Consider the following 4,228-nt stretch of genomic DNA (forward strand, 5'->3'; position numbering starts at 1 on the left):
GTTTAAACCTCGGCCAAGGCAAGGAGCGCGGTCAGGTATTACAAGAATTGGTGCCCCTGTTGCTCGCTATAGGGCAGCGACAAGGCCGCCGTGTTGATGAACACACCGGAGAAGCACGCATTGATCCCTTGAATCAATTTGATGAAGATGCCCTGCGCTTGATTCGTTTCCTCACCCAGCAGGCGGTACTTCCCGCAAGCAAAAAACGCCAAAAGGAGCAGGCTGTATGATGTTGCAATGCACACTTACCCCCGTCGACACCTGGTTTTTCCGTGAAGCCCGCTCGCATGATGCCGTCGGCGTTGGGCAGCTGGATTCTATCTTTCCACCCCCTGCCAGCACAGTTGCCGGGGCGCTGCGTACCCTGCTCGGTGATCTGCTGGGCATCAACTGGCAAGAATTTAAAGAAGGGCAAGGAAAGCACCAAGACCTGCTTGGTGATGGTGAACACCTGGGCGCTTTTCGTCTAGCCGAGCTGCGCTTGTGCGTTGGCGGTGAAGCGGTTTACCCCGCCCCCCAGGATTTATTACGCCATCAGACCCTTGCGGGGCAAGAAGAAACCACCACCTACCACCGTTTGAGCATTGGTGACCCCCTGCGTTGTGATCTGGGTGAGGTGCGCCTGCCCGAAATGCAGGCTCCAGCGGGTAGCAAACCGCTCGACAACCACTACATCACTCAAAAAGGACTCAACACCTGGCTGGCTGGGGGTATTCCTGATGAGGCCACTCTGATTCCACAAAAGGAACTCCTCGCCATAGAACCGCGCCTAGGTATCGGGCGTGATAACACCAGGGGTAGGGTAAAAGACGGCCTGCTGTATCAGACTCGCCACCTGCGCTCGACAGGTGAAAAAGACTGGCATCTCGAAGTGTTGATTGATGGCCTGGATGAAATGTTGCTCAGTCGTCTGCCCACCACCAGCAGTATTAGACTGGGCGGTGAAGGGCGTGAAGCGGCGGTAAAGTTTGCCCTACTGCAACCGACTGCGCCAGCTGCCGATTTGGCCGCTGATGATTCAGCACAAGGCATCACCCTGTTACTGACCAGTCCGGCGCGTTTTAACCCAGAAAGTGAGTTGAGCTGGTGCCTGCCCGGTTTTGTGCCGGTGCAAAATAGCGCAGGCTTGACGACCCATTGGCAAGGCGAATTGGCTGGAGTGGCATTAAAGCTAATCGCTGCCGTACTACCACGCCCCTTGCGCTTAGGCGGCTGGGATCAGAAAAAACGCCAGCCCAAACCTCTGGCTTCACTCAATGCCCCCGGCGGCCTCTACTATTGTCAGAAACTGGATGACTCCCTGCCCAGCCTGGCTGAAATTCAAGCCATTCAAGCCCAAGCCTACGGTGAAGCTACCGCCTGGGGTTATGGCCGTCTGCAAGTAGGTTGGTGGAAATAAAGTGGTAGCAATAATTTTTCATTTGCATACACGATCAACTCACAAAAGGAAGCAACAATGACTGCAATGGCACACCAAATTCTCGGCCTGACCTGCGAAACCCCCTTGCATGCAGGCGGCGGCAGCAAAGAAGATGTCATCGACCTGCCGATTCAAAAAGAAGCCCACAGCAACTGGCCTTGTGTCTATGGCTCCTCCATGAAGGGCGCACTGCGGGCGCGGGCAGAAACCAACGCGGCGATGGAACCCACTCTGATTCAACAAGCCTTTGGCCCAGACACTAGCAACGCCAGTGAACATGCTGGCGCACTCCTGGTCAGCGATGCGCGTTTACTGCTGCTGCCGGTGCGCTCCTTGACCAGCCACTTTAAACTGGTCACCTGCCCAGCGCTTTTGCAGCGCTTGCTGACTGATTTAGCACGCAGCCAAGCTCAGGTGCCCGAACCGCCCAAGCTGCCACAACTCAGTGCAACCCAAGCCGCTAGTCCCCAACCAGAAAACCGCACTGCCATCTATCTGGAAGAGTTCAAACTGGGTTTAACCACCTGGGAAAACAGCGCGGCTTGGATCGACCTCATCTTCCCGCTCATTGCCGCCATTCCCGGCGTTCCGCGTGAAGACCAGCGCCAAGCGCTGCAAGAACAGTTGCTCTTGGTGGATAACGACAGCTTCAAGCATCTCTGCATCAGCGCCCTGCCGGTATTGCCGCATATTGCCATTGACAGCGCCACCAAAATCGTGAAAAACGGTGCGCTCTGGTATGAAGAAAACCTGCCCCAGGACACCCTGCTCTACACGGTGATTGGCTGCCAACCCTCACGCAAAGAAAAACATGAGTGTGCAGCGGCTGAACTGCTCCAGCGCACGCTAGGCGGACTGTTTCAGCAACCCTATGTACAAATTGGTGGCAATGAAACCACCGGCATGGGCTGGTGCCGGGTTGCCCAGCCTCAATGGAATCAAGGAGGTCAAGGCTAATGGCAAAATACAAGAAAAAGTCAAAACCTAATCAGGCACAGGCACATTATGTACCCCCTGAAGAAGCCCAACAAAAGCAACAGACTGCCAACCCGCCAGCCAGCACAGCTAAGCCAGCAGTTAAAGTGAATACTGAAGGCTTGCGCCTGATTGAACAACAACGTGCCGCCTTTGCCCTCAAGCGCATTACAGAAGCAGTGAACAAACAAGAAGGCGGCAGGTACAAACACAGCCAGGTAAAAAGCTTTTCACGGCGCTTTCCCAGCATGGTGCAGGCCAATGGCTTTGGCCAGGCGGCGGCCTTCTTCTATTCCAAGCGCAATGACCATGAAGCCTATGGCGTGATTTATCAGTTGGTGGAAGACTGGCTGACCGATGAAGGCCAGGTGTATGCCGCTGCAAAAGAAGCACCCGCGCCCAAGCTGCTGTACGCCATTACTCAGGGCGACCAACAAGCTTATCGTTTAGCCACCGCAGAAACCCAAGCCTTGATGATCTGGGTGAAAAAATTCGCACAAGGCTTAATTCAAGCAGAAGAAGACAGCGGCAATGATGACTAGGGAGAAGGCCAATGCTACCGCTTTATCAGTATGAAACGCATCCCATTCCTTCGGGCGCTGGCGAACTACGCAACCTGGAATTACAAGGCGCTCACTCGGGCCTGTGGTTTGAGCGTTTTTTTAACCAGTACAACGCCGAGTACAAGGTGGAAGCTGATGCCAAGAAGATCTTTTTAGAAAGCCTGACAGGCCACCTAGGGCAGGGGCGTTGCGGTGCTGATGCCAGATTAAAGGCTGCCTATTTTCGCCAGAAAAGCCTGGTGCAAGCCTGCCAGGGGCGCAGCCTACTCCTGCACAGCGAAGGCCACTTCGCCACTGGGTTAGGCAACCCCCACCCCATTGAAAATGGTTTTTTATTCCACCCCACGCTGGCGGTGCCCTACCTGCCCGGCAGTGGTGTTAAGGGGCTAGTACGCTCCTGGCTAGAGCGCCAGCTCGGTCAAGATGAGGGCGCAAAAAACCTGTTCCATCGTCTATTTGGCAGTGATGATAAAGACCCCAAAGAAGTGATTGAAGAAACGGGAACCGGCGAAATTATCTTTTTTGATGCCCTGCCGTTTAAACCCATAGAGCTGCTTTTAGACACCATGACCCCCCACGCAGGCGGCTGGTATCAAAAAGGCGGTGGTGCAGAAGCCAGAGAAGCCGCCAACCAGCCCGCCGACTGGCACGATCCCAACCCGGTGTGCTTTTTAGCGGCGCGTAACTGCTTACTGCATTTCAGCTTTGCGCCCCGTGTGCAGCAAGGTGACACCGCGCAACTGCTGCAACTGGTTGCCAAGGCGCTGGAACAAGCCCTCACCCATGCGGGTGCGGGTGCCAAAACCGGCGCAGGCTATGGCAGTTTTCGTTGCCTGAGCGACAAGGAGCAGGAAGAAGTCACGCGCCTGGATCGGCAGCAAGAAACCGCCCTGGCAGAACAGCAGGAAGCACAAAAACTGGCACAGCTTTCTCCCCAAGCGCAGCGGGTTGAAGCCCTGCGAAAACTCAGCGAACTGCCGCAGAATCAAAATGCGGGCAGCGGCGCAGGTTTTTTCAGTCAATTAACCGCCACACTGGAGGAAGGCGTTGACTGGGCAAAAGCCGATAAACAGGCGCTGTACCAGCTAGGTAAAGCATATCAGCGCCATGTCAGCAAAAAAAAGGAGAAGGATTACAAGGCACTCCTGAATGCGCTGGGTGTAGACTCAGCTTAATCTGCTCTTTTTACAACGCCCAAAACAAAAAGCCCGCAACCAGTGACAGGTCGCGGGCTTTTTCAATCCCCTTTAAAGCGGGGAAGGGTTCGAAC

At 54.9% G+C, this 4,228-nt stretch carries 5 protein-coding genes; all 5 read left to right on the forward strand.

Features of this window, described 5'->3' with window-relative positions; genetic code table 11:
* A partial coding sequence (locus IBX50_RS17775; protein WP_292257654.1) for a hypothetical protein occupies positions 1 to 230 on the forward strand: 230 nt, incomplete at its 5' end.
* Entirely contained in the window at positions 227 to 1,399 is a 1,173-nt protein-coding gene (locus tag IBX50_RS17780; protein WP_292257656.1) for a type III-B CRISPR module-associated Cmr3 family protein, read from the forward strand. The genes IBX50_RS17775 and IBX50_RS17780, both read left to right, overlap by 4 nt.
* Positions 1,400 to 1,456: 57 nt before the next feature.
* The gene (gene cmr4, locus IBX50_RS17785; protein ID WP_292257658.1) at positions 1,457 to 2,377 is read left to right on the forward strand and encodes a type III-B CRISPR module RAMP protein Cmr4; all 921 of its coding nucleotides are present in this window, start codon (positions 1,457 to 1,459) and stop codon (positions 2,375 to 2,377) included.
* Positions 2,377 to 2,937 carry a type III-B CRISPR module-associated protein Cmr5 gene (gene cmr5, locus IBX50_RS17790; protein ID WP_292257660.1) on the forward strand — a complete coding sequence of 187 codons (561 nt, stop codon included), beginning with the start codon at positions 2,377 to 2,379 and terminating at the stop codon, positions 2,935 to 2,937. The genes cmr4 and cmr5 overlap by 1 nt, the downstream gene beginning before the upstream one ends.
* A gap of 11 nt (positions 2,938 to 2,948) precedes the next feature.
* Complete coding sequence (gene cmr6 / locus IBX50_RS17795) at positions 2,949 to 4,133, forward strand: type III-B CRISPR module RAMP protein Cmr6 (protein WP_292257662.1); 1,185 nt, start codon at positions 2,949 to 2,951, stop codon at positions 4,131 to 4,133.
* Positions 4,134 to 4,228: the final 95 nt, after the last annotated feature.

The organism is Marinospirillum sp., assembly GCF_014859565.1.